We start from the raw sequence: 2,422 nt of genomic DNA on the forward strand, positions 1-2,422 counted from the left end.
GGGCTCGGGTCAGGCGCCGGCCCGGGCGGGGACACGGCCGGATGGTGTAGCGCCGGCCGCGCGCTCGTCGGCGGTCGGTGCCTCGGCGACCTCGGGAGCGCCGTGGTCCTCGTCGAGCATGGTGGCCTCGTCGAAGGGACGCTGGCCGGCGAGCACGGCCCGCGCCTGCTCCCGGTCGAACTCACCGGTCCAGGTGCCGATCAGCACGGTGGCCACGGCGTTGCCGGCGAAGTTGGTCAGCGCCCGGGCCTCGGACATGAACCGGTCGATGCCGACGATCAGGCCGACCCCGTCGACCAGGTCCGGCCGGTGCGACTGGAGTCCGCCGGCCAGGGTGGCCAGGCCCGCGCCGGTGATGCCGGCGGCACCCTTGGACGCGATGATCATGAAGACCAGCAGCGACACCTGCTCGCCGACCGACAGCGGGTTGCCCATCGCGGAGGCGATGAACAGCGACGCCATGGTCAGGTAGATGGCGGTGCCGTCGAGGTTGAAGGAGTAGCCCGTCGGCACGGTGATGCCGACGACCGGCCGGCTCACCCCGAAGTGCTCCATCTTCGCGATCAGCCGGGGCAGCGCCGACTCCGAGGAGGAGGTGGAGACGATCAGCAGGAACTCCCGCCCCAGGTACCGCAGCAGCGAGAAGATCGAGATCTTGGCGACCACCCGGAGCAGCAGGCCGAGCACCACCACGACGAAGACCAGACAGGTGGCGTAGAAGCCGAGCATGATCTGGGCCAGGCTCTTGAGCGCGTCCATGCCGGTCGCGCCGACGACGGCGGCGATCGCGCCGAACGCGCCGATCGGGGCCACCCACATGATCATCGCGAGGATCTTGAAGATCAGGCGCTGGGCGACCCCGACCGCCCGCAGCACCGGCTCGCCCCGGCTGCCCATGCCCTGCACCGCGAAGCCGACCAGGAGGGCGACCAGCAGCGTCTGGAGCACCTCCCCGCCGGTCAGCGAGGAGAGCAGCGAGGTCGGGATGATGCCGAGCAGGAAGTCGACGGTGCCCTCCGCCTTCCCGCTGGCGGCCTGCTGCCCGGCGCCCGCCAGCTCGGCGTTGAGGTGCAGACCGGAGCCGGGGTGGATCAGGTTGCCGACGACCAGGCCGATGGCCAGCGCGACCGTGGACATGAGCAGGAAGTAGCCGAGGGCGAGCCCGCCGACCTTGCCGACCTTGGCCGCCTGGCGCACCGAACCCACGCCGAGGACGATCGTGCAGAAGATGATCGGGCTGATCATCATCTTGATCAGGGCGACGAACCCGGTGCCGAGGGGCTTGAGGTCCTTGGCCAGCTCCGGGGCGACGAAGCCGACCACGATGCCCGCGACAACCGCGACGATCACCGCGAGGTACAGGTAGTGGGTGCGGTCCCGGCGGGACCGCTGCGCAGGTGTGCTGGTGGTGGGGGTCTGCATGAGTGAGACTGTGGTCCAGGTCTCAGCCGGAAGCAGCCTTGCGTTCATTCTGTTCACCGGGGTGCAGTGTCGGCGTAACAACGACCTGATCCGAGGGGGACATGACGGCACGGAAGTGGAGCATCGCGGGGCAACTGTTCGCCCTCCAGGCGCTGGTGGTCACCCTGCTCGTCGGCGCGGGGGCCGTCGGGGCCGCGCTGCTGGCCCGCGCCGACGCGCGGGAGGCCGCCCGGGACGAGGTGCTCGCCGTCGCCGAGACGGTCGCCCGCTCCCCCGAGGTCGCCGCCGCGCTGCGCTCCACCGATCCGGCGGCCACCCTACAGCCGTACGCCGAATCCGTGCGCACCGCGACCGGGACGAACTTCGTGGTGGTGATGAACCCCGACCGGATCCGCTACTCCCACCCCGACCCGACCCAGATCGGCCAGCCGTTCATCGGCAAGATCGGCCCGGCCCTGGCCGGCCACCCGTACACCGAGGTCAACACCGGGACCCTGGGCGAGTCGGTGCGCGCCGTGGTCCCGGTACGCGAGGCCGACGGCACCGTCACCGGGCTGATCTCGGTCGGCATCACCACCGAGTCGATCAACCGGAAGCTGCTCGGCCGGGCACCCGTCCTGCTGGCCGTCACCGTCGTCGTGCTCGTCCTGGCCGGGTTCAGCTCGTGGCTGCTCAGCCGCCGGTTACGCCGGCAGACCCACGGGCTGGGCCCGGCCCAGATGACCCGGATGTACGAGTACTACGACGCCGTCCTGCACTCGGTCGGCGAAGGACTGATGGTGATCGACGCCGACGGGCGCATCGCGTTGGTCAACGACGAGGGGCGCCGGCTGCTCGGCCTGGACCCGGACGCGCCGCTGGTGGATCGGCCGGTGACCGGGCTCGGCCTGCCCCCGGCCCTGGTCGAGCTGGTCGGCGCGGGCCGCCGGGCGCACGACGAGCTGATCCTCACCCGGGAGCGGTCCCTGGTGGCCAACCAGCGCCCCACCGAGCTGGGTCT

At 71.3% G+C, this 2,422-nt stretch carries 2 protein-coding genes; one reads left to right on the forward strand and one right to left on the reverse strand.

Annotated features, from left to right (window positions below; all coding sequences use genetic code 11):
* Positions 1-9: 9 nt before the first annotated feature.
* Positions 10-1,422, reverse strand: a complete 1,413-nt coding sequence (locus E1166_RS30190) for a cation:dicarboxylase symporter family transporter (RefSeq protein ID WP_132343204.1) — start codon at positions 1,420-1,422, stop codon at positions 10-12.
* A 101-nt stretch (positions 1,423-1,523) separates the two neighbouring features.
* Here E1166_RS30190 and E1166_RS30195 point away from each other — a divergent pair.
* Positions 1,524-2,422 (forward strand): PAS domain-containing protein (locus tag E1166_RS30195; protein ID WP_132343205.1); only part of this gene is annotated, 899 nt, incomplete at its 3' end.

The organism is Micromonospora sp. KC213, assembly GCF_004348325.1.
In the GTDB taxonomy this organism is placed as follows: Bacteria; Actinomycetota; Actinomycetes; order Mycobacteriales; family Micromonosporaceae; genus Micromonospora.

Excerpts from the sequence above, each read along its gene's own strand:
- E1166_RS30190 (WP_132343204.1), bottom strand. The coding sequence starts at position 1,422 with ATGCAGACCCCCACCACCAGCACACCTGCGCAGCGGTCCCGCCGGGAC.